This is a genomic window from Shinella sp. WSJ-2 (assembly GCF_003432075.1).
Lineage (GTDB): Bacteria > Pseudomonadota > Alphaproteobacteria > Rhizobiales > Rhizobiaceae > Shinella.
The window spans coordinates 1-25,927 of record NZ_QWBU01000018.1 but is presented as its reverse complement, the minus strand read 5'-3'; the positions used below and the strand labels follow the sequence as shown (position 1 = coordinate 25,927).

The window sequence follows — 25,927 nt, the reverse complement described above, 5'->3', positions numbered from 1 at the left end:
CGCGAGTGCTTGATGAAGATCGAAGACGCCATGGTGCTGGCCGCCGGCCTTGGAACGCGCCTGCGCCCCATCACCGACAGGATGCCGAAGCCGCTAGTGCCGATCGCCGGCAAGCCAATGATCGACTATGGGCTGGATGCGCTGGCGGAGGCGGGCGTCAAGCGCGTGGTCGTCAACGTGCATCACTTCGCCGACCAGATGACGGCACATCTCGCAAACCGAAGCCAGCCCGAGATCATCCTGTCCGACGAGACGGCGCAACTGATGAATTCCGGCGGCGGGCTTGCCAAGGGCCTGAAGCTGCTCGGCCCCGCACCCGTGCTCGTCATGAATGCCGATCTCTTCTGGGTCGGCGAAAAGCCGGGTGAAAAGACCAATCTTCAGCGCCTTGCCGAAGGCTTCGACCCCGATCGCATGGACATGCTCATGCTCTGCGTGCGGCTGGAGGACACGACGGGCCACAACGGCAAGAAGGATTTTTCGATGGACACGGACGGGCGGCTTACCCGTTACCGGGATGAAAACGGCAACCCGGTCGTCTATGCCGGCGCCATCGCCATGATGTCGGCGCTTCTCGACGACGCCCCCGACGATGCCTTCAACCTCAACATCTATTTCGACCGCGCCATCGAGAAAGGCCGGTTGTTCGGCCTGATGCTGGAGGGGCATTGGATCACCGTCGGCACACCCGACGCCATCGATGCGGCGGAAACCGTCATCGGCCGTTTCCACGAGGCGGCGGCGTGACCAGCGCGCGCGGCGGCCGCATCTTTTCGATCCCGGCTAGCCTGCCTTTCCTGAAGACGGTGGCGGCAAGCCTCATCGACGGCCGCCTCGTGCCCGGATTCACCTATGATCCCGCCGATCCGCTGGCGCTGGCCGACGTCACGATCTATGTGCCGACGCGGCGCTCGGCCCGCGTGCTGCGCTCGGAATTTGTCGATCTCCTCGGCGGCAAGTCGGCAATCCTGCCGGTCATCCGGGCGCTCGGCGAGACCGATGACGACAGCGGCTTCTTCGACGAGGTGGCACCGGCATTGCTCGACATGGCTGAACCGCTCTCCGGCCCGGCGCGCCTCATCGAGCTTGCCCGCCTCGTGCTCGCCTGGCGCAACAGCCTGCCCGCCGCCGTCACCTCCGTGCATGCCGAAAGCCCGCTCGTTGCGCCGGCAAGCCCGGCCGATGCCGTCTGGCTTGCCCGCAATCTCGCTGAGATCATCGACGCGATGGAGACGGAAGAGCTGGACTGGGCCGCACTCGACGGCCTCGATGTCTCCAACCATGCGCTCTGGTGGCAGCTCACGGCCGAGTTTTTGAAGATCGCCAGCGAGTTCTGGCCGGCGCGCCTGGCGGAGCTTGGCCGCTCCTCGCCGTCGCTTCGGCGCAATGCGACGCTGCATGCCGAAACCGAGCGCTACCGTCATTCGCCGCCGGCAGGCCCCGTCATCATCGCCGGCTCGACCGGTTCCATCCCCGCAACTGCCGGGCTGATCGCCGCCGTGGCAAAACTGCCAAACGGCGTGGTGATCCTGCCGGGTCTCGACCGTTTCATGTCGGATCCCGAATGGCTGCTGGTCGGCCATCAGGGCGGCGCGGCGGGCGGGCAGAAGCCGGACGCCGCCGCACGCAGCCATCCGCAATACGGCCTGCACCGCCTTCTGACCCGCATGGGCGTGACGCGCAACGATGTGGAGCCGCTCGGCTCTCCCCCCGACGATCTGGAATATCGCTCGAAGCTCCTCTCCAGCGCCTTCCTGCCGACACAGGCGACGGCCGGCTGGGGCGAGGTGCGCGGCGCGCTCGATGCCGACCGCATGGCCGCGGCGTTTCGTGACGTCTCCCTCGTCGAGGCGGCCAATGAACGCGAGGAAGCGCTGGCGATCGCCATTGCGCTGCGGCTTGCGCTGGAAGAGAGCGACGATGCCCAGGCGGCCTTGATCACGCCGGACCGGAAACTTGGCCGGCGTGTCGCCGCCGAGCTTGCCCGGTTCGGCATCGAGGCGGACGATTCGGCCGGCACGCCGCTCCTCTCCACGCCGCAGGGCACCCTGCTGCGGCTTCTCGTGGAAGCAGCGCTGCGCCCCGGCGACCCGGTGCCGCTCGTCGCACTGCTGAAACATCCGCTCGCCCGCTTCGGCCTTCCCGTCGACGACCTCCGCACGGCCGTGACCGCGCTGGAGTTGACGGCGCTGCGCGGCGGCACGGCGGAGATCGATATTTCCACGCTGGAGCCGCTGCTCGCGGCTGCTCTCGAACGACAGGCTGGGGATCGCCACCCGCCGGTCTGGCGCACCGCACTGCCGGAGACGGCGATCCCGCTCGCGCAGGACCTGACGCGCCGCGTCACCGCCGCCGTCGAGCCTCTGGCCGGTCTTCTCGTGCAGGAGACCCGCACGGGGCGGCGTTTCTCCTCGAAACTGCCGCTGTCCGATTGGGCCGAACGCACCGGCCGCGCGCTGGAAGCGGTGGCGTTGGATGAACGCGACAATCTTGCCGCGCTCTGGTCGAGCGAGGCCGGCGACAGCCTCGCCAATCTCCTGAAGAGCGTGATGGAGACGGACGGGCAGATCGAGGCCGACGGGCCGCAATGGTGCGATATCATCGAGGCGCTGGCGGCGAGCGAAAGCGTCAAGCCGCGCTCCATGCGCCATCCGCGCGTCTTCATTTTCGGCGCACTCGAATCGCGCCTGCAAAGCGTCGATACAGTCGTCATCGGCGGACTCAACGAGGGCACCTGGCCGGGACAGGCGGCGAACGACGCCTTCCTCTCGCGCATCATGAAGGTGGAGATCGGCCTGGAGCCACCGGAGCGGCGCATCGGCCAGCTCGGCCACGACTTGCAAATGGCCGCCGCCACGCCGAAACTGGTTCTGACGCGGGCGTTGCGCAACGGCACCGCGCCCACTGTCGCCTCGCGTTGGCTCCAACGTTTGCTCGCGGTTGGCGGCCCGACATTGGCCGCCGATCTGCGCAGCCGCGGCAGAAACCTTATCGACTGGGCAGGCGATATTGACCGGAGCGCCAGCGTGCCGACCGCACCGCGCCCCGCGCCGAAACCGCCGGCGGATTTGCAGCCGAAGAAATATTCCTTCAGCGAGATCGGCCGCCTGCGCCGCGACCCCTATGCCATTTATGCCCGCCATATCCTGCGGCTGCACCCGATCGCGCCCTTTAACCTCGATGCCGGACCGGCCGAGCGCGGCTCGCTCTACCATCGCATCGTCGATCGCTTCGTGCGCGCGGAGGGGAGCGGCGAGCCGCTGACCCTCATCGGCCATATTCTCGATGAGGAATTCGACGTCATCGCGCTGCCGCCGCATATCGATGCCGTCTGGCGGCCGCGCTTTGCCGCCGTCGCCCGCGCTTTCGTCGATTGGCACCTGAAGCGCGCGCCCGGCGTGCGCGAAAGCCTAACGGAGGTGCCGGCCTCGCTCGATCTTTCCGTCGGCGGCATCCGCCTGACGGGCATTGCCGACCGCATCGATATCCTGCCCGATGGCAGCGCCGATATAATCGACTACAAGACCGGCAGCACGCCGTCGCTGAAGGTGGCGCGCGCGCTGCTCGATCCGCAGCTGGCGCTGGAAGCCGCCGCCATCCGCCGCAGCGCCTTCCGCGGTTCCGGCCAACGCGAGCCGGCGAACCTTCTCTATGTGCGCCTCAAACCTGGCGAACGGTTCGAGGCCGAGCAGGTCAACAACGAGGGCGCCAAGACCAATCCGAAATCGGCCGTGGACCTGGCGGAGGATTCGCTGGCCGAGCTGGAAAAGCTGCTGACCGGCCTGATCGACGGCCGTTTCGGCTTCGCCTCGCGGCTCATTCCCGAGCAGGAGCGCGACTATGGCGGCGAATACGACCATCTGGCGCGCGTCGCCGAGTGGTCATCCGCGGAAAACGGTGGAGAGGGCGACGATGCGTGAGAGCGAAGCCGAAGACCGCCCCGCTTCCGCCGATCCCGCGGCATGGCTGAGCTGGACATCGCAGAAACAGGCGACGGCATCGGACCCGGCCCGCTCCGCCTGGGTTTCGGCCAATGCCGGCTCGGGCAAGACGCATGTGCTGACCCAGCGCGTCATTCGGCTGCTGCTCGCCGGCTGCCGGCCCTCGGCCATTCTCTGCCTGACCTATACCAAGGCGGCGGCCTCCGAAATGTCGAACCGCGTCTTCGAACGGCTGGCCGAATGGGCGACGCTTTCGGACGAGGCGCTGTCCGACCGTGTTGCCGCCATCGAGGGCAAGCGGCCGGACCTTTTCAAGCTCGCCGAGGCCCGCCGTCTCTTCGCCCGCGCGCTGGAAACTCCTGGCGGGCTGAAGATCCAGACGATACACGCCTTCTGCGAGGCGCTGCTGCACCAGTTTCCGCTGGAAGCGAACGTCGCCGGCCATTTTTCGGTGCTCGATGACCGTGCTGCGGCCGTGCTGCTGGCGGATGCGCGCCGCACGCTCCTGACAGCCACGGCGAACGAGGACGACCGGGCGCTGGCCGATGCTTTTGCGACAGTGCTCGACATCGCCGACGATACGGGCCTCGAAAAGCTGATCTCCGATATCGTTGCGGCACGCGGCCCGATCCGCGCCTTCATCGACGCCGCCGACAAGGCCGGCGGCGTGGACGCGGTGCTGCGGCGGGAAACCGGACTTGCGGCAACGGAAACCGCCGACACCATCCTTTCCGCCTTCTGGCCGCTCGACGGTCTCTCGGGCACGACGCTGGAGGCCTATCTTTCGGCGGCGGAAACGCTTGGCAGCGAGACCGTGAAGAAATCTGCCGCCGGTCTGCGTGGCCTGATCCGCCTCACGGATGCGGAGGCGCGTCGCGCGGCCCTGCACAAGTTGTTCTTCACGGACAGCGGCAGTCCGCGAAAGATCGACAATGCCTTCTTCTCCGCCGCGCTGAAAAAACAGTTTCCGCAGTTCGAGGACGCACTGATCGCTGCGCAGGCGCATGTCGTGGCCTGCACCGAGCGGCTGCGGCGCCTGCGCATGGTCGAGGCGACGCTGGCCGCGCTCACCATCGCCGAACGGCTGATCGGCGACTACGAAGATCTGAAGCGGGCGCGCAGCCTGCTTGATTTCGACGACCTGATCGACCGAACCGCGACGCTGCTCACCCGCGAGCGGGTCAGTGCCTGGGTGCATTACAAGCTTGACCAGGGCATCGATCATATCCTCGTCGACGAGGCGCAGGACACCAGCCCGCGGCAATGGCAGATCGTGAAGGCACTGACCGACGATTTCTTTGCCGGCGAAACGGCACGGCAGGTGGAACGCACGATCTTCGCCGTGGGCGACGAAAAGCAGTCGATCTACTCCTTCCAAGGTGCGCGGCCGGAACGCTTCGCCGAGGAAGGCCGCGAGGTTTCGCGGCGCACGCAGAGGGCGGAGGCCGCCTTCAGCCCGATCCGGCTGCTGCTCTCCTTCCGCTCGACGCGCGACGTGCTGTCGGCCGTCGACCAGGTGTTTCTCGACCCCGCCAATGCGCGCGGCCTTTCGCCCGATGGCGATGAGATCGTGCATGCCTCCAACCGCGGGCGCGAGCCCGGTGCCGTCGATGTCTGGGAGGTGATTGCCGCACCGCCCGGTCTCGAGGAGGAGGACTGGACGGCGCCCTTCGACGCAGTGGCCGAGGAGGCGCCGATCAATGTGCTGGCGCGGCGCATCGCCGATACGCTCGCCTTGTGGATCGGCCTCGAGACGGTGACGGAAAAGGGCAAGGCGCGGCCGATGACGGCGGGCGACGTGATCGTGCTGGTGCGCAAGCGCGACGCCTTCGTGAATGCGCTGACGCGCACACTGAAGCAGCGCCACAACCTGCCCGTCGCCGGTGCCGACCGGCTGGTGCTGACAAAGCATATCGCCGTGCAGGACCTGATGGCGCTCGGCCGCTTCGCGGTGCTGCCGGAAGACGATCTCTCGCTGGCCGCGCTGATGAAAAGCCCGCTTTTCGGCCTGAGCGAGGAGACCGTCTTCGAGCTTGCCGCCCGGCGTGAGGAGCAGCAGAGCCTCTGGATGCGGCTGCGGGCGATGGCGGAGACGAATGCTGCCCTCGAACCGATCGTTCGCCGGCTTGCCGATCTCATCAGCCATGCACGCGAACAATCCGTGCATGATTTTTATGCCCGCATTCTCGGTGCCGGCGGCGGGCGGCGGGCGTTCCTCGCCCGGCTCGGGGCGGAGGCAGGCGAGATCGTCGACGAATTCCTGACTTTCGCGCTGGAGCAGGAGGAAAACGGCCTGCCCGGCCTGCAAGCCTTCGTTTCCACGCTGGAGCTGGAGGCTCCGACGGTCAAGCGCGAGCAGGACAAGGCGCGTGGCGAGATCCGCATCATGACCGTGCACGCCGCCAAGGGTCTTGAAGCACCTGTGGTCTTTCTCGTCGACGGCGGCTCGAAGCCGTTCAATGCCAACCACATGCCGAAGCTGCGGTTCCTGGCGGACGGCGGTGTCGAAGGCGGCCTTCCCGTCTGGCTGCCGCTGAAGGATCTGGGCAACGGTCTGACGGAGGCCGATGCCGAACGCATCAGGGCCGGCGCGGAGGAGGAATACCGGCGGCTGCTCTATGTGGCGATGACACGTGCGGCTGACCGCCTCGTCGTCTGCGGCTATCGCGGCCGGCAGGAGGCCAAGGACACCTGGCACGCGATGATCACGGCAGCGCTTTCCGCCGACGCGGCGCGGTGTCGCGAGACGACCTTTTCGACGCCAGGCGAAAGCTGGCAGGGTTTCTCCTGGCGCGAGGAGGGCGCGGCGGATATCGGCGCCATATCGGTTGGGGCGGCCGAAGAGTGGGCGAAGATGGTGTTGCCGGAAGCGCTCGGCAAACCGCTGCCACCGCAGAAGGCCTTGCCGCGCCCCTTGAGCCCTTCGGGTGCGGCAGCCGTCATCGAGACCGATGCGGCTGATCTTCTTGTGCCCTCCGCGCTGTTCGGCCGGAAGGGTGGCGGGGTACCCGGCAGCGGGCTTGCGCTGGAGCGCGGGCGCATCCTGCACCGCTTCCTGCAGATTCTGCCGTCCTTTCCCGCAGAAGAACGCCCGGCGGCGGCACGGCGCTATCTGGAGCGCGCGGTTGCGCATTGGCCGGACCATGCCCGTGCTTCGCTGGTGGAGGCCGCGCTGGCGGTGATCGGCGACGTGAGCCTTGCAACGATCTTCTCGCCTTCGGGGCGCGCGGAAATTTCGATCATGGGCACGCTGTCGCTCGGCCATCGGAATTTTGCGGTCTCCGGCCGCATCGACCGCATGGTCGTCAGCGGCGACGCCGTCGAGATCGTCGATTTCAAGACGAACCGCGTGCCGCCGGCTTCCGTTTCCGACATTCCGTTCGAGCACCGGGCGCAGCTTGCCATCTATCGGGCGATCCTCGCGCCGCTCTATCCGCACAAGGAAATCCGATGCGGGCTGATCTATACGGAAGCGGCGAAAACCTTCTGGCTGGAGCCGATGCTGCTCGATGCGAGCCTTGCCGAACTCACGGCAAAGTGAGATACCGGGCGAGACGGATCGCGCCGGCGCGGCAATTCAGGGCTTGAAACCGAAGGCCCGGCGCATCACATTTCATGCAACAATCACCGTTCAAGGAGAGCCTCATGGCTACCGTAAAAGTCGACCAGTCCAACTTCCAGGCTGAAGTCCTGAATTCCGCAGAGCCTGTCGTCGTCGATTTCTGGGCCGAATGGTGCGGCCCGTGCAAAATGATCGCACCGGCGCTCGAGGAAATCTCGACGGAACTCGCCGGCAAGGTGAAGGTCGCCAAGCTGAACATCGACGAGAACCCGGAACTGGCCGCGCAGTTCGGCGTGCGCTCGATCCCGACACTTGCCATGTTCAAGGGTGGCGAAGTGGCAGACATCAAGGTTGGCGCTGCCCCCAAGACGGCACTTGCCTCCTGGATTTCCAGCGCCGCGTGATCGGTCCGACTGGTCCAAAGAAAAAGCCCGGCTGAAGCCGGGCTTTTTTGTTTCTCAGGTCGGTGGCGTCCCATTATCGGCGAGCACATCGCCGACGAGATAGAGCGAGCCGCCGATCAGGATGCGGGGCGGCACGGCGTCTTCCGCGGTGATGCGGCCGATTTCGGCCAGCGCTTCTGCAACGGTCGAATAGGCTTCTGCCTCTAGACCCGCGCGCGCGGCATCCTCGGCCAGCGCCACCGGATCGAGGCCGGCGTCGGAGCCACGGATCGGCACTGTGAAAACGCGCTCGGCCAAGCCACCGAAGGGCTCGAAATAGCCAACCGGGTCCTTCGTGTTGATCATGCCCGTCACGAGGAAAAGCGGGCGGGCCTCGCGCTCCTCGAAATTCGCCATGGTCTCGGCGATCACCTGGCCGGCACCGGGATTGTGGCCGCCATCGACCCAGATTTCGCTGGCGCGCGGGGCGATGCGGGCAAGCGCACCGTCCGTCAGCCGCTGCAGGCGGCCCGGCCATTCGACGTGGCTGAGGCCCATTTCGAAAGCGTGTTCGGAAATCGTGAAACCGGCGGCTTTCACTGCGCGGATCGCAGCGGCGGCGTTGGCATATTGGTGGCGGCCAGGCAGGCGCGGCAGCGGCAGATCGGCGAGGCCGAATTCATCCTGATAGACGAGACGGCCGTATTCCTGATGCGCCATGAAATCCTGGCCATAGACGGTATGCGGGCAACCGAGCCGCTCGGCGGTCTCGATCAGCACGTCACGGGCAGCATCTTCAGTCTGGAAGCCGATGACGACGGGCGCGCCGCGCTTCATGATGCCGGCCTTCTCGGCAGCGATCAGCTCGACGCGGTCGCCGAGATAGGCCTGGTGATCGAGCGAAATCGGCATGATGATGGAGACGGCCGGGCGCGGGATGACGTTCGTCGCGTCGAAACGGCCGCCGAGGCCGACCTCAATGATCGCGACATCAGCCGGGTGCTCGGCAAACAGCACGAAGGTGACGGCGGTCAGGATTTCGAAGACGGTGATCTTTTCCCCGCCATTGGCGTCGGCGACACGGCGCACGGCATCCGCCAGGACCGCGTCTTCCACGAACTGCCCACGGCCGCCTTTGACACCGAGACGGTAGCGCTCATGCCAGTTGACCAGATGCGGCGAGGTGTGGACGTGCACGCTGAGGCCCTGAGCCTCAAGGATGGCGCGGCAGAAGGCCGTGACCGAGCCCTTGCCGTTGGTGCCGGCCACATGGATGACCGGCGGCAATTTCAGATGCGGATCGCCGAGGGCGGAAAGCAGCCGCGTGATCCGGTCAAGCGAAAGATCAAACCCCTTGGGATGGAGACCGAGAAGCTTCTCGATCTCCGCTGCCGCCTCGCTGACCATCACGCTGGTCATCTTACTGGGCCGCGATGGCGACGGCGCCGTTGGTGACCGAGGCGGCCGCTGGCTTCTTCATGAGAATTTTCAAAAGTCGGGCCAGCGTTTCGGGAATGTCATGGCGCTTGACGACCATGTCGACCATGCCGTGCTCCAGGAGGTACTCCGACGTCTGGAAGCCCTCGGGCAGCTTTTCGCGGATGGTCTGCTCGATGACGCGTTTGCCGGCAAAGCAGATTTCGGCGCCCGGTTCGGCGAGATGGATATCGCCCAGCATGGCGTAGGAGGCCGTAACACCGCCGGTCGTCGGGTTGGTGAGGACAACGATATACGGTAGGCCCGCTTCCTTCAGCATTTCCACGGCAACGGTGGTGCGCGGCAGCTGCATCAGCGAGAGAATGCCTTCCTGCATGCGTGCGCCGCCCGAGGCGGGGAACATAACGAGCGGGCACTTTTCGGCGATCGCCCGTTCGAAGGCTTTGATGATCGCTTCGCCGGCGGCGATGCCGAGCGAGCCAGCCATAAAGCTGAATTCATGAACAACCGCGACGAGCTTGACGCCGCGCACCTTGCCGACGCCGGCAACGATCGTGTCTTCAAGGTCTGTCTTGGTGCGGCTTTCCTTAAGGCGATCCGTATATTTCTTCGAATCGCGGAACTTCAACGGGTCCTGCGCCACCTTCGGCTGCTGCAGGGCTTCATAGACGCCATCGTCGAAGAGATCCTTGAGGCGGGCCTTGGCCGGCATCTTCATGTGGTAGCCCGAAGCGGGGATTACCCACTTGTTTTCCTCGAGATCGCGATGGAAGACCATCTCGCCGGTTTCCGGGCACTTGATCCAGAGGTTTTCCGGTACATCCCGGTCAGGGCGGCCAAGCATCGAGTTGATCTTCGGCCGAACGTAATTCGTGATCCAGTTCACGGTCTAGACTCCCGTTATAATGGTGGTTCCCATGTGGGAACTTTATTCCGCCGCCGCAAGGCGCGACGCGCGCACACCCGATGCGAGGCTCATGACCAGCGTTTCGACACCGGCAACGGTGGCTGCACTGGCCTTGCCGTCCGCCGTCAGGCTGGAGGCGATCTGGTTGACGATAGCCGTACCGACGACGACGCCGTCCGCCGAAGCGCCGATGGCACGGGCGTGTTCGGCCGTCTTGACGCCGAAGCCGACGCAGACCGGCAGCCTGGTATGCGCCTTGATGCGGCCGACGGCGCCGCCGATCAGCGACGGGTCCGGCAATGCCGAACCGGTGATGCCGTTCATCGAAACGTAGTAGACGAAGCCCGACGTGTTCTTCAGAACGGCCGGCAGGCGCTTCTCATCGGTCGTCGGCGTGGCGAGACGGATGAAGTTGATACCCTTGGCAAGGGCCGGGATGCACAGTTCGTCATCCATTTCCGGCGGCAGGTCGACGACGATCAAGCCGTCGATGCCGGCTTCCAGCGCGTCGTCGAGGAAACGATCGACGCCATAGATGTAGATCGGGTTGTAGTAGCCCATCAGAACGATCGGGGTCGCGTCGTCTTCCTTGCGGAAGTCGCGCGCCATCTGGATCGTCTTGGCGAGCGTTTGACCGCCGGCGAGCGCGCGCTGGCCAGCCACCTGGATCGCCGGGCCGTCGGCCATCGGATCGGAAAAGGGCATGCCGAGTTCGATGACGTCGGAGCCCGCCTTCGGCAGCGCCTTCATGATCTCCAGCGAGCTCGCGTAATCCGGATCGCCGCCCATAAAATAGGTGACGAGGGCCGGGCGGCCTTCCGCGGCGAGATCCGCGAAGCGTTTGTCCATGCGTGCGGTCATGCTCAGAGCTCCATGCCGAGGATCTTGCCGACGGTAAAGATGTCCTTGTCGCCGCGGCCGGAGAGGTTCATCAGGATGATCTGGTCCTTGCCCATCTTGGGGGCGCGCTTGATCACCTCTGCAATGGCATGGCTCGGCTCGAGCGCCGGAATGATGCCTTCGAGTTTGGTCAAGAGCTGGAAGGCTTCCAGCGCTTCGTCGTCCATGATCGGAACATATTCGGCGCGACCGATCTGGTGCAGCCAGGCGTGCTCCGGGCCGATGCCGGGATAGTCGAGGCCAGCGGAGATGGAGTGTCCTTCCTTGATCTGGCCGTCGGCATCCTGCAGCAGATAGGTGCGGTTGCCGTGCAGAACGCCTGGCGAACCGGCTGTCAGGGAGGCACAGTGCAGCTCGCCGTCGAGGCCCTTGCCACCGGCTTCGACGCCGACGATCTGGACGTTCTTGTCGTCGAGGAACGGATGGAAGATGCCGATGGCATTGGAACCACCGCCAACGGCGGCGATGACCATGTCCGGCAGGCGGCCTTCGGCTTCGAGAAGCTGCTCGCGGGCTTCCGTGCCGATGACGGCCTGGAAATCGCGCACCAGCTCGGGATAAGGATGCGGACCGGCGGCGGTGCCGATCAGGTAATAGGTGTCGTCGACATTGGTGACCCAGTCGCGCAGCGCCTCGTTCATGGCGTCCTTCAGCGTGCCGCTGCCGGCGGTGACGGGTTTCACCTCGGCACCGAGCAGCTTCATGCGGAAGACATTCGGCGCCTGACGCTCGACGTCGGTGGCACCCATATAGACGACGCAGGGGAAGCCGAAGCGCGCAGCAACGGTCGCCGAGGCCACGCCGTGCTGGCCGGCGCCGGTTTCGGCGATGATGCGCGTCTTGCCCATGCGCTTGGCGAGCAGGATCTGACCGATGCAGTTGTTGATCTTGTGCGAGCCGGTGTGGTTCAGCTCTTCACGCTTGAAATAGATCTTTGCGCCGCCGAGATGCTGCGTCAGGCGTTCGGCATAATAGAGCGGGCTCGGGCGGCCGATATAATGGGCACCGAGGTGCTTCAGCTCCGCCTGAAAGGCCGGATCGGTCTTGGCCTTGTCCCATTCCGCCTGAAGTTCGAGGATCAGCGGCATCAGGGTTTCGGCGACGAAACGACCGCCGAAAATGCCGAAGCGGCCGTCCTCATCGGGACCTTCGCGATACGAATTCAGGTTGGGTGACTGGTTCACTTGCCTCTCCCTGCGACGGCGGTCATGTCGTCCGCCTTGTTCGCCGCCTCAAAAAACGCTTCCATCAGGCCGAGATCCTTGACCCCAGGCGCACTTTCGACACCCGAACTGGTGTCGATGCCCGGCGCGCCGGTCAGTTGAATGGCCTCGGCGAGGTTATCCTTGTTCAGCCCACCCGAAAGCATGTAATCGACGCTTCCGTCAAGCAAATGCATGAGGTTCCAGTCGAAGGAGACCCCGTTGCCGCCCGGAAGTTCAGAGCCTGCCGGCGGCTTGGCGTCAAACAGGAACCGGTCGGCGATACCGATATAGGGATCGATCTTCTTCAGATCATCCGCCTCGCGCACCGAAAAAGCCTTCATCACGGGCAGACCATAGACTGCCTTGACCGTCAGCACCCGCTCGGGGCTTTCCTTGCCGTGCAACTGGAGAATATCGGGCGAGAGCTGATCGACGATCTCGTCCAGCGTGTCGCTGTCGGCATCGACGGTCACCGCAACGATCTTCACGCGGCCGCGCACCCGGTCTGCCAGACGGCCGGCGTCGGAGGGCTCGATGTTGCGCGGGCTTTTCGGAAAGAAGATGAAGCCGATATGGGTCGCACCGAGCGCAACCGCCTTGTCGACGGCCTCTTCGGTCTTCAGCCCGCAGATTTTAATGTCGCGTTTCATGGGGAAGGGGTTCGCACGAATCACCGGAAGAGTCGAGCCGAAAGACGGCGGCAATAGGACTGGAAACGCCACCCTTGCACGGCCCACGATACGGCCCATATGGAAGGAAACGACAGACCGGAGACATCCATGCGGCTCATTATTGCCATCCTCCTGCCCTTTCTCGTGTTTTTCACTATCGGGCGACCGATCGCCGGCATTATATGCCTGATTTTGCAAGTGACGCTGATCGGCTGGCTACCGGCCGCGATCTGGGCAGTCTATGCGCTCGGCCAATACAACACCGACAAGAAGATCAACGAAGCGCTCGGCAGCCGCCGCTAGTTTTTTGCGGAAACGGCTTAGCCAAAATCCAGCGCATGCAGCAAACTGCCGTTGCGCTTCAACCAGCGCTTGGCCTCTTCCGTTGCCGGGCACAGTTTTTCGCACAGAGCCCAAAAGGCTGAGCTGTGGTTCATCTCCTCGAGATGCGCCACTTCATGGGCTGCGAGATAGTCGATGACATGCGGCGGGGCCATGGCGATGCGCCAGGAGAAGCTGAGCGCGCCATCCGCCGAGCAGGAGCCCCAGCGGCTGCGGGTATCGCGCAATGTTAGCGACTTGACCTTTCGGCCGATCCTTCCTGCATGGATGGTGACCAGACGGTCCAGCTCCAGCCGCGCCTCCTTTTTCAGGAAATCCGAGATGCGGCGGGGAATACTCTCCTCCATGCCGCCGACGCGCAGCACTGCCTCGTCATCGACAACGACGGCCTCAGTCAAACCGCGCAGCCGGCCGGTCGCCTCGATGCGATGGGCAACGCCGCGGATCATGACGTAACCGCCGTCGGCCAGCTCATTCGTCGTGCGGAATTTCGCGAGCTTCGTCATCAGCCAGCCCTGATGACGATCGAGAAAATCGCGGATTTCGCGTTCGGCGATGCCTGACGGCACCGTCATGCGCAACGCCCGGCCACCGGGTTCGATGCGCAGCGTCAGGCGCGTCGCACGCGAATCCCGCTTGATGGTGAGCGGCAGACGCCGGCCATTGACGTCGAGCTCGCGCCGTTCGGGCGGCGGCGGCGTCTTCAGAGCCTTTCGGGGCTTGCGCAACGAGGAAAACATGCTGCCTTTCATAGCCGATTCGAGGCCGGCTGAAATGCCTCAACGAAAAACCGGCGCTCACGGCGCCGGCTCTGTTTGCAAGGATCCTGATCGTATCAGGTCGCCGGGAAGCCCGGTACGTCGCCCTTCCCTTCGGCGCGGCGTTCGCGCATGAAGCGGTCGAACTCCTCCTGGTCCTTGGCACGGCGCAGCTCGCGGCTGTAGGCATCGAACTGTTCGCGCATCTCGTCGAGCTTGCGGCGCTCTTCGTCGAGGCGGGCGAGTTCGGCGTCACGCCAATCGTCGAAAGCGACATTGCCGGTGGTGCTGCGGAACGCAGGACCACGACCGCCGCGGAACTTGCTGCGGCAGGAGGCGAACAGGCCGTCGAGATTGTCGTTGGCGTCTTTCTTGAAGTTTCTCAGGCGATCGCCGAAGATGATGTAGGCAAGCATGGCAAGGCCGAGCGGCCAGAATACCACGAAGCCCAGCACCATCAGGGCGATGGTCGCAGGCGTCCAGTCCGGACGAATGAGCGCTGACTGGTTCATGTGCAATCTTCCTCACGATCGACGGAAACCACCTCGGTTTCCGGTTAAACCGATGTGGTTAGACCGCCCATCGCGTTCAAGACGATGGCGCATGAATTCGGGCAAGTACCTGAAACGAGCCTGAAAAATCAGGAGGCCGCTTCAGCCTTGCCACCTCTGATGACGCGCGGCGCAGGCTTTGCCTTGTTGGCTTTGCCGTGGGTCTCGATAAAGGACAGGATGCGCGGCGCGATCTCCTTGCGGAAGCGCGAGCCGTTGAACACGCCGTAATGGCCGACATCCGGCTGCATGTAGTGCATGCGCATGTCGTCGGGAATGTTCGTGCAGATCGTCTGCGCCGCCTTGGTCTGGCCGACGCCCGAGATATCGTCGTTCTCGCCCTCGACGGTGAGCAGCGCCACCTTGCGGATCGCCGTCGTATCGACGCGACGCGAGCGGTGCATCATCTCGCCCTTCGGCAGCGCGTGTTTCATGAACACGGTTTCGACGGTCTGGAGATAGAACTCGGCCGTAAGGTCCATGACGGCAAGATATTCGTCGTAGAAATCGCGGTGCTTTTCAGCCGCATCGCCGTCGTTCTTCACGAGATGGGCGAAGAACTCCTTGTGCGCGACGACATGGCGATCAAGGTTCATCGACATGAAGCCCGAAAGCTGCAGGAAGCCCGGATAGACCTGGCGCATGAAGCCCGGCTGCGGCCACGGAACCGGCATGATGACATTGTCGCGGAACCAGTCGAGCGGCTTTTCCTTGGCAAGGTTGTTCACCGCCGTCGGGTTGATGCGCGTGTCGATCGGTCCACCCATCAGCGTCATGGTGGAGGGCGACAGCGGATCGTTGTCGGCTTCCATCACGGCTACGGCGGCCAGCACCGGCACTGCCGGCTGGCAGACGGCGATCACATGCGTATCCGGCCCCAGCGCATGCAGCATCTGGATGACATAGTCGATGTAATCGTCGAGATCGAAAGTGCCTTCTGAGATCGGCACCATGCGTGCATCGATCCAGTCGGTGATATGCACTTCGGCATGCGGGAGCAGCGCTTCGACGGTGCCGCGCAAGAGCGTCGCATAATGGCCAGACATCGGCGCGACGATCAGGACTTTCGGATCCTTGCGATGGCCGGCGGGCAGACAGCGCTCGAAATGGATGAGATTGCAGAAGGGCCGTTTCCAAACGATCTTCTCGTGAACCGAGACGTCCTTGCCGTCGATCGGTGTGGTGGGCAAGTCGAAGGCGGGTTTGCCGTAACGCCGGGTGGTGCGCTCGAGAACCTCGAAGCCCGCGGCCATCGTGCGGCCGAAATAGGTATGGGAAAGCGGGTTGAGCGGATTGCGGAAGGCGATCCGCATCTGGTCCGCCGCGGCGCGCCAGGGCGCCATCATCGCATGGTTGAGTTCGTAGAGCTGATAATACATCGGACGCGTTATCCCATTTTCCCGGTGCGGGGCTCATGCCCGCACACCGTCTCACCCGGTTTCCGCACTTGCGAAAACACTAACAGGTTTTCGCTGCGTGGCAACATGCCACAGCGGCATCCTACGCCCGCGAACCTTTCGCGGACATGAACGAAGTCCAACCTCTTCAGATGGGTGCGCGCGTGGACGGGCTTATTCCGCAACGCAAACGATAGCCTTGATCAGACCGGCCTTCTCGGTTGCCCAGCGCGCAAGGTCGGCGGGTACATCACCCAGCGTCGTGCGGTGGGTGACGAGTGCCTCGATCGGCACATGGCCCGCGCGGATACTCGCCATGACATGCTCGAAATCGACCCGCGTCGCATTGCGGCTGCCGATCAGCATCATCTCGCGCTTGTGGAATTCCGGATCGGAGAAGCGGATCTCGTCCTTCACCACGCTGACCAGCACCAGCGCCCCGCCATGGGCGACATAGCCGAAAGCCGCTTCCATGGATTTGCCGTAACCCGTCGCGTCGAAGACGACGTCAAAGCCGTCGCCATCCGTTACCCGGCTGACGTCTTCGGCGGCGGTCGCTCCGGCAACCAAGCCGGATGCGAAACCGAAACGCTCCGCCGCCATGGCCAGGCGTTCTCGCGACGTATCCATCAAGGTGACGTCATGGCCCGCAATGCGCGAGAAGAGCGCAGTGCCCAAGCCGATCGGGCCAGCTCCGATGACGAGGGCACGGGAACCGGCCGGCGCTAGCGAGCGGCGCACGGCATGGGCGCCGATGGCCAGAAACTCGACGGTCGCGGCGGCCTCCAGCGAAAGACCTTCCGCCGGGTAAAGATTCTCCGGCGGGACGGTGATTTCCTCGCAAAAGGCGCCGTCGGTGTGCACGCCGAGCACGCGGATGGCGGTGCAGCAGTTCGGCTTGTCCTTCCGGCAGGCGACGCAGACGCCGCAGGAGATATAGGGGTTCACAACGACGGGTGCGCCGACGACAAGGCCGCTTGTGCCGGGCTCAATAACCGTCGCTGAGACTTCGTGACCCATCACGCGGGGGTATTCGAGGAACGGATGTTTGCCCTCAAAGATATGATAATCCGTGCCGCAGATGCCGACATGGCTGACTGCCACGCGCGCCCAGCCCTCCGGCACCGCAGGCCGTTGCCGTTCGACCGTCTCGAGGCGGCCGGGTTCTACGCAGACGACAGCTTTCATCTCAGCGGCTTCCGCGGCGACGCAATTGGTCGAAATAGACGATGACGATGATCAGAAGGCCGGTAATGATGCGCTGCCAGAACGAATTGACGTTGAGTAGGTTCGCGCCGTTATTGATGGTGGCGAGGATGAAGGCGCCGAGCAGCGGGCCATGCACCGAACCCACCGCACCGAACAGGCTGGTGCCGCCGATGACCGAGGAGGCGATCGCCTGCAACTCCCAGCCTTCCGCTTGCGTGGCGTTGCCGATGCCGATGCGCGAGGCGAGCAGCAGGCCGACAAAGGCGGCGCAGGTGGCCGACAGGATATAGGCGAGATAGATCGTGCGGTTGACATTGACGCCCGACAGGCGTGCGGCTTCGCTGTTCGAGCCGACCGCGAAGAGATAGCGGCCGAAGCGTGAGAGATGCAAGAAGACGAAGGCCGGGATCGCCACGAGGATGACCATCCAGAACAGGCTCGGCACGCCGAGGAAATCCATGCGCGAGAAGTTGGTGAAACCCTCATGGTTGATCGAGATCGTCGAACCATTGGTGATGAGCAGGCCGATACCGCGTAGCGAGGTGAGCGTCGCGAGCGTGATGATGAAGGGCGGCAGCCCCATGCGCACGATGCCGAAACCATGGAACGCGCCGATCGCCACACCCATCAGGAGCGTCAGGATGATCGAGGCCCAGAGCGGAACGCCAGCCTGAAGCAGCCAGGCGACGATGACGCTGGTGAAGCCGACGATCGCCCCGACCGAGAGATCGATACCGGCGGTGATGATGACGAAGGTCTGGCCGACGGCAAGGATCGCCGTCATCGCCCCCTGGCGCAGCAGGTTGGAAATGTTACCCGGAGTCCAGAAGGCGTGGGTGGACAGGCCGAGCGCCAGCCACAAAGCTGCGAGAAGCCCGAACAGGGTCAGGCCGAGCAGGATGTTCCGGCCCTTCCTCGGTGCCGGTGCGCTTTCCGTCGTCGTGTCCACGCTCATGTTTCTTCTCCCTTTTTTCGCGTAGCGCTCAAATGCCGATAGCTTGGGTCAAAACGTCTTCATGGGTGCCGGCACGATAGTCGTGGCTCGCGACGAGACGGCCGCCGCGGAAGACGTGCAGCCGGTCGGAGAGTTCATAGACTTCCGGCAGGTAGGACGAGATCAGGATGATGCCGGCGCCCCGTTTCAGGAGTTCGCCGAACAGCCGATAGATTTCCGCCTTGGTGCCGACGTCGACGCCGACGGTCGGCTCATCGAAGATGAAAAGCTTCGCCCCATGGCTCAGCCACTTGCCGATGACGATCTTCTGCTGGTTGCCGCCGGACATGGCCGAGGCCAGCACGCTGCGCGACGGTGTCTTGATGCGCAAGTCCCGGATCTGCCGCTCGGCATTGTCCGCTTCGTCGCCCTTGCGGATGACGAGCCCCGAACTCAGCCGCTTGAAGACCGGCAGGTTGATGTTGAGACCGATCGACAGATTGAGGCAGAGGCCCTGGTCGCGCCGGCTTTCCGGGGCGAGCGCGATACCGAGGTCCATGGCCTTGCGCTCGTTGGAAATCTCGACCTTCTGGCCCTCCCAGAGGATTTCACCTGATTTCACCGGCTGGCGACCATAGAGGCCGAGCGCGAATTCGCTGCGCCCGGCACCGATCAGGCCATAGAGGCCGACGATCTCACCGGATCGCACCGTCAACGAAACATCCTCGAAACCCGGGCCGGACAGGCCTTTCGTCTCGACGATCGGCTTGCCGATGACGACCTTCTCCTTGTGATAGATTTGCTCGATCGAGCGGTTGATCATCAGCGCGATCAGCTCCGCCTCGTTGGTCTCGCCGATCAGCCGCGTGCCCACATGGGTGCCGTCGCGCAGAACCGAGACACGGTCGGCCAGTTCGAAGACTTCTTCCATGCGGTGGCTGATATAAACGATAGTGACGCCCTGATCACGGAGGCGACGAATGAGCCGGAAGAGTTGGGCGGATTCCTGGCGTGTCAGGTAAGCGGTGGGCTCGTCGAAGATGAGGAAACGGATGCCGCGCATGGCGGCCTTGGCCGTTGCGACCAGTTGCTGCTGGCCGATGGTAAGGCTGCCGAGAGGCGCTGCGGCCGGAAGCTGGAAGCCGAGATCGTCCAGTACGGCCTGCGCTGCCTTTTCCATCGCGCCTTTGCGCATCAGGCCATAGCGGTTCATCTCGTCGCCGAGGAACATGTTGGCGGCGACGGAAAGATGCGCGCAGAGAACGACCTCCTGGTGCACGGCGTTGATGCCGCGCGAAATCGCCTCGTTGGGTGTGGCGAGTTGCACGGGCTTGCCGCACCAGAAGACCTCGCCCGCCGTGCGCCTGATGACGCCGGTCAGAAGCTTGATGAGCGTGGATTTTCCCGCACCGTTTTCGCCGACGATGGCGTGGATTTCGCCGGCCAGGAACGTCACCGTCGCCGGTTTCAGCGCTTCAACGAGGCCGTATTTCTTCTGCAGGCCGCGCAGTTCGAGGATGGGCGCACCGCGCGGCACGGTGTCGGACTCGGCCAGTTTCGCCTGGTCGTCATGCCGATGGCTGAGCTCTTCGAGGCTGCTCATCGCGTTCTCCTCCCTGACTGCGGAAAGCGTCCCGCCCGGATGATGCCGCCCGGGCGGGACAGGGTCAAACCGTCATGATTTTCCCGTCATTTGATCTTGGGGTTCAAGAGGGCGTCGATCTTCGGATCCGCCATATTGTCCTTGGTCACAAGATTGGCGCCCGTGTCGACGAAAGCCTCGACCTTCTCGCCCTTGGAGACGGCAAGCGCCGTCTTCACGCCGTCGTAGCCCATGCGATAGGGATCCTGCACGACGAGGCCGGCCAGCACGCCTTCCTTGAGGAAGCCGACGGTCTTCTCATCCGAGTCGAAGCCGATGACCTTGATCTTGTCGCCGAGCTTGTTTTCCGCGATCGCCTGGCCGACGCCCTGCGCCATGATGAGGTTGGAGGCGAAGACGCCGACGAGGTTCGGGTTGGCGGTGATGAGGTCGGTCATCATGTTCAGGCCGGTGGTGGCCTGCCCGTCGGCATATTTGTCGGCCACGACCTTCAGGCCCGGATACTTGGTCTTGACCTGGTCGAGGAAGCCTTCGCGGCGCTGGTCGAGCGAGCCGACGCCCGGCAGGCTGGTGATGATGGCGATCTCGCCCTCTTCCTTGCCGGTCGCGGCCTTGATGGCAGCGGCAAGGCCGTCAGCGGCGATGCGGCCGCCCTGTACGTTATCCGTCGTCAGGAATGATGTGAAGGCCTTGGAATCCGCCGAGGAATCGATGCCGATGATCGGAACGGATTTTGCGGCTTCGTCCACCGGCTTGCCGAGCGCCTTGAATTCCGTCGGCGAGATGACGACGGCGGCAGGACCGCCGGCCACGGCGTTTTCCAGAATGCTGATCTGACCGTTGATGTCGGATTCCGACTGCGCGCCGAGCTCCGGCACGGTAACGCCGAGATCCTTGCCGGCCTGGCGGGCGCCGGCGAGCACGATCTGCCAGTAGAAGGATGTCGTGTCCTTGACGATGATCGGAATGGTGACATCCTGCGCGAAGGACGCTGCCGGCGTCAGGGTGGCGAGGACTGCGGCACCCGCCAGTGCCGTGAAGGCGCGGCGGGACAGAAGCGATCTTACAATGCTCATCAGGTTTCTCCTCTCAGATGCTTCCTGTCCTCCTTGAGGGATCGTGTTGCAGGAAGCGAACAACTCGATCTTTTATCGATAAAAAACATTTATTGCGGCACGCTACACCCGAGCCGGTGTCCTGGCAAGCGGGTGAAATTCACGAAAAAATCTGCAATTCCTAGCTTTCCAGTCCATCGCCGCCGTCCTCCCAAACGGTGGCCGCCGGGTTCACGAAACCCGGTAGACCTCATGCGGGTGCAGAACACCCTTCTTCAGAATGATATTGCCATAGAGGCGGAATTCCGTCGTGGCGACGATATAGGCCGCCTTCTTCGCCATCTCGTAGAAGGCGAAGCGCTCGACCGAATGAACGGTGAAATCCCCCGCCAGCCGGTTCACCAGATCCTGAAACGTCGCACAGACCTCCGGCACCGCCGTGGGATCGCCGACGACCTCCATGCGCCACGCCGCCTGGGGCACAAACGTATCGAGCGGCATATGGGCCAGTATCGCCTCGGTGATCGCCACGGCATCGACACCATCGGCGCGGATGACCTTCGGACCTAAAAAGCTCGACGGGAAGTTGGCATCGGCAATGACGATGTCGTCGCCATGCCCCATCGTTCTGATCGCGTGCAGTAGTTCCGGCCCGAGCAGCGGATGAATGCCTTTCAACATGGTCTTGCGATCCTTTCCGATCGAAATCTATTGCCTGACAGCGTCCTGACCCAATTCGGGCGCCACCAGAGTATGCGGCTCGAAAGCCGGGTAAATATCCTTGCTCAAATCCAGGCGCGCGAGCGCCATATTGCGGTGCAGGCTCTCCGGCTTTGCCGTCCCGATGAGCACCGAGGCGACGGCGGGATGCTCCAGCGGAAACTGCAGCGCCAGTGCGGCCAGCGGCACGCCGCGGCTTTTCGCAATCTCCATCATCGCACCGACCTTGCCGGCAATATCGGCTGTGGCTGGCATATAGTCAAAATGCGCGCCCTCGACCGGGCCGGTCGCGAGAATACCTGAATTGAACACGCCGCCAACCACCAGCGACGTGCTTTTTGCCGCGCAAAGCGGCAACAGGTCCGCCACGGCCGAACGATCCAGAAGCGTATAGCGGCCGGCAAGCAGGATGCAGTCGAGGTCGGTCTCGTGCAGCACGTCGAGACAGACGGGTATCTCGTTGACTCCAAGGCCGAAGGCCTTGATGGTCCCTGACGATTTCAGCTCCTGCAAGGCTTTCAGGCCGGAGTCGAAAAACTGGCGCATATGAAAGGCATTGCGCTCGGCGCCATGCGTATAGACGCCGATATCGTGCACATAGAGCATGTCGATGCGGTTGAGGCCTAACCGCGCATGGCTGAGTTCGACCGAGCGCATGATGCCGTCATAGCTGTAGTCGTAGCGCACATCGAAGGGCAGCGGGTCGACATAGCCATAGCTTGGCACCTTGTCGTCCGGCACCGGGAACATGATGCGGCCGACCTTGCTGGAGAGCACATAGTCGCTCTTCGGTTTGTCGCGCAGGAAATCGCCAGTCACGCGTTCGGCGAGGCCGAAACCATACCAGGGCGCGGTATCGAAATAGCGTAGCCCCTCGTCCCAGGCGGCTTGCAGCGTGGCCATCGCTACATCGCGCGGACAGGCGCGGTAGAGACCGCCGAGCGCTGCGGTTCCGAAACTGAATTCGGTCACGGCAAGGCCTGTCCTCCCGATGGTCCGCGTCTTCATGTCTCCTCCCCGCCAGCGTCCTCTGCAAGCACTTTTGTCTTTTATCGACAATAGACAGATCGTCGTCAATGGGTAATATGACGAGAGTAAACGCGGGAGGATGCGGCGAGTGGCATGAGCCGCGCGTCTGGCCATTTGCCTGCACAATGACTAAGGGACGCGAACCCAACAACCGGCGACACCCATGGCCAAACAGAACACCGTCTTCAAGGACGCCTTCAATCGCTGCCTCAAGCTCTTGGAGCAGACGGCAAGCCTTCCGTCCGAGCCGGAGCTTGGCGCGGCATTGGGCATCAGCCGCACCACCGTACGCACCATCCTGACCCGGCTGGAAGAGGTAGGGCTCCTCGCCTGGGAGAAGCGCCGGAAGATCGTGCTGCGCAAACCTGTGGCGGCTGATTATTTCCCGACGGAGGAAACGGATTCGCTCTCCGAAATCATTGAGCGCAGCTTCATGCGCCGGATTCTGGCCGGCGGTGCCGAGCCCGGCATGCAGATCAACGAGCTGGAACTGGCGCGGGAAATCGGTATCGGCACGACGAGCGTGCGCGAATTCCTGATCCGCTTCAGCCGTTTCGGCCTGATCGAGAAACGGCCAAACAGCCATTGGGTTCTGAAGGGTTTCACCCGCGATTTCGCGTTGGAGCTGACGGAGGTGCGCGAAATGTTCGAGCTTCGCTCCGCCGCCGCCTTCGTGCATCTGCCAGAAGAACATTCCGCTTGGCAGGAGCTCGACGCCATCGAGGCGGTGCATCACGCCATCCTTGCCGACATCGAGAGCCGCTATCTCGACTTCTCCGAGCTCGACGAGCGCTTCCATCTCCTCGTGCACCGCGCATCGAAGAACCGCTTCGTCGTCGATTTCTACGATGTGATCGCCATCGTCTTCCACTATCACTACCAGTGGAACAAGACGAATGCGCGCGAGCGCAATGCCCGCGCACTGGAAGAGCATCTCGCCTATATATCCGCGCTGCGCTCGCGCGATCCGGCCCGAATCGAACATGCCTGCCGCCAGCACCTGAAGTCGGCGCGCGAAACCCTCCTGCAATCGATCAACTGACGAGACGGCTATGAAAACGCCCATCCTGCAATTCGGAACGAGCCGCTTCCTGCAGGCCCATGCGGACCTCTTCGTCAGTGAAGCCCTGGAGCGGGGCGAGGCGCTTGGCCGCATCACCGTCGTGCAAACGACCGGTTCACCGGAGCGCGCCGGACGGCTCGAGGCCCTTGCCGCGCCGGAGGGCTATCCTGTCATCGTACGCGGCCGAAAAGATGGTCTAGAGATCGACAGCCGGCAACGCGTCATTAGCATCGCCCGCACCCTTTCGACGGTGACGGACTGGGATGCTGTAAAAACGGTCTGTCGCGATGAGGCCGAGGTCGTTATCTCCAATACCGGCGATACCGGCTATCAGGTCGGCCCCGACGATCTTGCCGGTGCCGTGCCCGCCTCGTTCCCGGGCAAGCTGCTGGCGCTGCTGCACGATCGCTTCCGCGCCGACCGGCCCGGCCTGACGGTGCTGCCCTGCGAACTCGTCGCGCGCAACGGTGACGTGCTCAAGCACCTGATCCTCGATCTTCAGGCTGATCGTTACCCGGATTCTGTTTTCCGACACTGGCTGTCCTATGAAGTGATCTGGGCCAATACGCTGGTCGACCGCATCGTCTCCGAGCCGATCGAGCCGGCAGGCGCGGTGGCGGAACCCTATGCGCTCTGGGCGATCGAAAAGCAGCCGGGCCTGACGGTGCCGTGCACGCACCCGAACATTCTCGTCGTCGACGATCTCACGCCCTATGAGAAGCTGAAGCTGCACATTCTTAATCTGGGCCATACCGTGCTCGCGGATATCTGGCTTCGGGATGGCAGGGCCGCGGACGAGACCGTGAAAGCGATTCTCGCGGATATCAGCGTTCGGGAGCGGTTGCTCTTTCTCTACAGGCAGGAGGTCGTGCCGGGCTTTGCCGCCAAGGGGCTTAAGAGCGAGGCCGAAACCTATGTCGCCGCGACACTGGAGCGCTTCGACAATCCCTTCCTCGATCACCGGCTGCGCGATATCGCCAATCATCATGCGGAGAAGCTCGTCCGCCGCATTGTCGATTTCCATGCCTGGACACCCGATGTGCCCAAGCCCGAACTCCTGACGATTGCCGGCGGTCAGTAACCGCCGCCGCGCTTTTCCGCTTCCTTTTCGCCGAGGAAGCTGCGGCGCAGGTTCTCGACCGCCGAAACAAGGCAATTGACGTCGGTGCCGATCGCCAGGAAATCCGCGCCGAGATCTCGATAGACTTCGGCCTGTGGCAGCGAGACGGTCATGATGCCCCGCGCCTTGCCGTGCGCCTTGGTGCGCGCGAAAATATGCTTGATCGCTTCCAGCACCTCCGGCGCGCCGGGATTGCCGAGATGGCCCATATCGGCCGCCAGATCAGACGGGCCGATGAAGATGCCGTCGACACCGTCGACCGCCGCGATCTCATCGACCGCCGCAAGGCCCGCGCGGTTTTCCACCTGCACGATCAGGCAGATCTGGTCATTGGCGGTCGTGATATAGTCAGGCGTGCGGTTGAAATCGCTGGCCCGGCCAAGGCCGGCACCAACGCCGCGAATGCCGTGCGGCGGGTAGCGCAGGGCGCGCACCAGAGCCTTGGCCTCTTCGGCTGATTCGACCATCGGGATCAGGAAGGTCTGGGCACCCTGATCGAGCAACTGTTTCAAGATCCACGCCTCGCCCATGGGCGGGCGGACCATGGCATGGGTGGGCGTGTGGCGCAGCGCGCCGATCTGCGCGCTGATCAGCGGCATGTCGTTCGGGCCGTGCTCGCCGTCGATCAGCAGCCAGTCATACCCACTGGTCGAGAGGATTTCCGCCGCATAGGCGCTGCCGAGCGCCGCCCAGAGACCAAGCTGAAACCGGCCCTCGCGAAGGGCTGCCTTGAAGGCGTTTTTGGGTGCTGTCACGTTTTTCCCTCTCGAAACAAAACCGGCCGGCAGAAAAATGCCGGCCGGGTCATCAGATTACAGGCTGCTCATGCAATACCGCCGAGGCAGACATATTTGATCTCGGTGAACTCCTCGATGCCATAGCGCGAGCCCTCGCGGCCGAGGCCGGAGAGCTTGACGCCGCCGAACGGCGCTTCCGCCGTCGAGATCAGGCCGGTGTTGACGCCCACCATGCCGTATTCCAGCGCTTCGGCCACGCGGAACACCCGCGACAGTTCCTTGGCATAGAAATACGAGGCAAGCCCGAACTCCGTGTCGTTCGCCTGCGCGATCACATCGTCCTCGTCCTTGAACCGGAACAGCGGCGCGACAGGGCCGAAGGTCTCTTCCCTTGCAACCGCCA

General features: G+C 63.7%; 23 protein-coding genes. 7 read left to right on the top strand and 16 right to left on the bottom strand.

What is annotated here, in order from left to right; all coding sequences use genetic code 11:
* Positions 1-12: 12 nt before the first annotated feature.
* The 4 genes from D0Y60_RS22820 to trxA all read left to right on the top strand — a co-directional run bounded on the left by D0Y60_RS22820 (position 13) and on the right by trxA (position 7,907).
* Positions 13-747 (top strand): nucleotidyltransferase family protein, encoded by a 735-nt coding sequence (locus D0Y60_RS22820; protein WP_117372249.1) that lies wholly within the window; start codon positions 13-15, stop codon positions 745-747.
* Complete coding sequence (gene addB / locus D0Y60_RS22815) at positions 744-3,920, top strand: double-strand break repair protein AddB (RefSeq protein ID WP_199564259.1); 3,177 nt, start codon at positions 744-746, stop codon at positions 3,918-3,920. Before D0Y60_RS22820 ends, addB begins: the two co-directional genes overlap by 4 nt.
* Positions 3,913-7,482 (top strand): double-strand break repair helicase AddA, encoded by a 3,570-nt coding sequence (gene addA / locus D0Y60_RS22810; protein WP_117372248.1) that lies wholly within the window; start codon positions 3,913-3,915, stop codon positions 7,480-7,482. Before addB ends, addA begins: the two co-directional genes overlap by 8 nt.
* A gap of 104 nt (positions 7,483-7,586) precedes the next feature.
* Entirely contained in the window at positions 7,587-7,907 is a 321-nt protein-coding gene (gene trxA, locus D0Y60_RS22805; RefSeq protein ID WP_117372247.1) for a thioredoxin, read from the top strand.
* Between the two features lie 54 nt (positions 7,908-7,961).
* Here the strand turns inward: trxA and D0Y60_RS22800 are convergent, their stop codons facing one another.
* The 5 genes from D0Y60_RS22800 to D0Y60_RS22780 are packed head-to-tail and all read right to left on the bottom strand — an operon-like array spanning position 7,962 to position 12,985.
* Positions 7,962-9,305 (bottom strand): folylpolyglutamate synthase/dihydrofolate synthase family protein, encoded by a 1,344-nt coding sequence (locus tag D0Y60_RS22800; RefSeq protein ID WP_117372246.1) that lies wholly within the window; start codon positions 9,303-9,305, stop codon positions 7,962-7,964.
* Between the two features lies 1 nt (position 9,306).
* Positions 9,307-10,209 (bottom strand): acetyl-CoA carboxylase, carboxyltransferase subunit beta, encoded by a 903-nt coding sequence (gene accD / locus D0Y60_RS22795; protein WP_117372245.1) that lies wholly within the window; start codon positions 10,207-10,209, stop codon positions 9,307-9,309.
* A gap of 42 nt (positions 10,210-10,251) precedes the next feature.
* Positions 10,252-11,091 (bottom strand): tryptophan synthase subunit alpha, encoded by an 840-nt coding sequence (gene trpA / locus D0Y60_RS22790; RefSeq protein ID WP_117372244.1) that lies wholly within the window; start codon positions 11,089-11,091, stop codon positions 10,252-10,254.
* Positions 11,092-11,093: 2 nt separating this feature from the next.
* Entirely contained in the window at positions 11,094-12,314 is a 1,221-nt protein-coding gene (gene trpB, locus D0Y60_RS22785; RefSeq protein ID WP_117372243.1) for a tryptophan synthase subunit beta, read from the bottom strand.
* Positions 12,311-12,985, bottom strand: a complete 675-nt coding sequence (locus D0Y60_RS22780; RefSeq protein ID WP_117372242.1) for a phosphoribosylanthranilate isomerase — start codon at positions 12,983-12,985, stop codon at positions 12,311-12,313. Before D0Y60_RS22780 ends, trpB begins: the two co-directional genes overlap by 4 nt.
* A 129-nt stretch (positions 12,986-13,114) precedes the next feature.
* On the opposite strand from D0Y60_RS22780, the gene D0Y60_RS22775 reads away from it, so the two are divergent.
* Positions 13,115-13,309 (top strand): YqaE/Pmp3 family membrane protein, encoded by a 195-nt coding sequence (locus D0Y60_RS22775; RefSeq protein ID WP_117372241.1) that lies wholly within the window; start codon positions 13,115-13,117, stop codon positions 13,307-13,309.
* Between the two features lie 17 nt (positions 13,310-13,326).
* Here D0Y60_RS22775 and D0Y60_RS22770 read toward each other — a convergent pair whose 3' ends face one another.
* From D0Y60_RS22770 to D0Y60_RS22730, 9 genes are all read right to left on the bottom strand, one after another.
* On the bottom strand, positions 13,327-14,088 hold the full coding sequence (locus D0Y60_RS22770) for a SprT family zinc-dependent metalloprotease (RefSeq protein WP_117372240.1): 762 nt from the start codon (positions 14,086-14,088) through the stop codon (positions 13,327-13,329).
* 95 nt (positions 14,089-14,183) lie between these two features.
* Complete coding sequence (locus D0Y60_RS22765; protein ID WP_117372239.1) at positions 14,184-14,618, bottom strand: DUF2852 domain-containing protein; 435 nt, start codon at positions 14,616-14,618, stop codon at positions 14,184-14,186.
* Positions 14,619-14,746: 128 nt separating this feature from the next.
* Positions 14,747-16,036 (bottom strand): polyhydroxyalkanoate depolymerase, encoded by a 1,290-nt coding sequence (phaZ, locus tag D0Y60_RS22760; RefSeq protein ID WP_117372238.1) that lies wholly within the window; start codon positions 16,034-16,036, stop codon positions 14,747-14,749.
* Between the two features lie 192 nt (positions 16,037-16,228).
* Positions 16,229-17,242, bottom strand: a complete 1,014-nt coding sequence (locus D0Y60_RS22755) for a zinc-binding alcohol dehydrogenase family protein (RefSeq protein ID WP_117372237.1) — start codon at positions 17,240-17,242, stop codon at positions 16,229-16,231.
* Between the two features lies 1 nt (position 17,243).
* Positions 17,244-18,218 carry an ABC transporter permease gene (locus tag D0Y60_RS22750; protein ID WP_117372236.1) on the bottom strand — a complete coding sequence of 325 codons (975 nt, stop codon included), beginning with the start codon at positions 18,216-18,218 and terminating at the stop codon, positions 17,244-17,246.
* 28 nt (positions 18,219-18,246) lie between these two features.
* Positions 18,247-19,800, bottom strand: a complete 1,554-nt coding sequence (locus D0Y60_RS22745) for a sugar ABC transporter ATP-binding protein (RefSeq protein WP_117372235.1) — start codon at positions 19,798-19,800, stop codon at positions 18,247-18,249.
* Positions 19,801-19,886: 86 nt separating this feature from the next.
* Positions 19,887-20,876 carry an ABC transporter substrate-binding protein gene (locus D0Y60_RS22740; protein ID WP_117372234.1) on the bottom strand — a complete coding sequence of 330 codons (990 nt, stop codon included), beginning with the start codon at positions 20,874-20,876 and terminating at the stop codon, positions 19,887-19,889.
* A gap of 210 nt (positions 20,877-21,086) precedes the next feature.
* Positions 21,087-21,536 (bottom strand): RbsD/FucU domain-containing protein, encoded by a 450-nt coding sequence (locus D0Y60_RS22735; RefSeq protein WP_117372233.1) that lies wholly within the window; start codon positions 21,534-21,536, stop codon positions 21,087-21,089.
* A 27-nt stretch (positions 21,537-21,563) separates the two neighbouring features.
* Positions 21,564-22,583 carry an aldo/keto reductase gene (locus D0Y60_RS22730; RefSeq protein WP_117372232.1) on the bottom strand — a complete coding sequence of 340 codons (1,020 nt, stop codon included), beginning with the start codon at positions 22,581-22,583 and terminating at the stop codon, positions 21,564-21,566.
* 184 nt (positions 22,584-22,767) lie between these two features.
* Between D0Y60_RS22730 and D0Y60_RS22725 the strand changes: the two genes are divergently transcribed.
* Positions 22,768-23,646 (top strand): GntR family transcriptional regulator, encoded by an 879-nt coding sequence (locus D0Y60_RS22725; protein WP_117372231.1) that lies wholly within the window; start codon positions 22,768-22,770, stop codon positions 23,644-23,646.
* Positions 23,647-23,656: 10 nt separating this feature from the next.
* The gene (locus D0Y60_RS22720) at positions 23,657-24,748 is read left to right on the top strand and encodes a mannitol dehydrogenase family protein (RefSeq protein ID WP_117372230.1); all 1,092 of its coding nucleotides are present in this window, start codon (positions 23,657-23,659) and stop codon (positions 24,746-24,748) included.
* On the opposite strand, the gene D0Y60_RS22715 is transcribed toward D0Y60_RS22720, so the two are convergent.
* On the bottom strand, positions 24,742-25,542 hold the full coding sequence (locus D0Y60_RS22715) for an HpcH/HpaI aldolase/citrate lyase family protein (RefSeq protein ID WP_117372229.1): 801 nt from the start codon (positions 25,540-25,542) through the stop codon (positions 24,742-24,744). The two genes, D0Y60_RS22720 and D0Y60_RS22715, sit on opposite strands and share 7 nt — an antisense overlap.
* Positions 25,543-25,610: 68 nt before the next feature.
* Positions 25,611-25,927, bottom strand: a 317-nt coding sequence (locus D0Y60_RS22710) for an aldehyde dehydrogenase family protein (protein WP_117372228.1), incomplete at its 5' end; no start/stop codon positions are given.